At 71.9% G+C, this 260-nt stretch carries 1 pseudogene; it reads right to left on the bottom strand.

Annotated features, from left to right (window positions below):
• Positions 1–260 (bottom strand): annotated as a pseudogene (locus tag AC3A3L_RS21645) (HNH endonuclease signature motif containing protein); the annotation flags it as partial.

Below are 260 nucleotides of genomic sequence, written 5' to 3'. Positions count from 1 at the left end.
GACCCGAGGGCCTTCAACGTGGCCGCACCGTGAGCGAGGGCGCGGTCGAGGTCCAGGGCATCCGCGATGTCGACCTCGGCCTCGATCCGCATGGTGCCGGCGAAGTGCACGTCGTCGTCGTGGATCGTGACGTGGCGCGGGTCCACCGACAGGTAGCCGTCCTCCGGATCCGCTGCCGGATCGACCTCGGCGAGGTCGTAGCGCTTGATCGCCTCCGCCACGAGCCGGTCCAGCTGCGCCGGACCGACCCGCCCCGCCAC

Source organism: Nocardioides sp. Soil_C_8, from assembly GCF_057656315.1.
The sequence above is the reverse complement of the archived record's forward strand: the minus strand, read 5'-3'. Positions and strand labels throughout refer to the sequence as shown.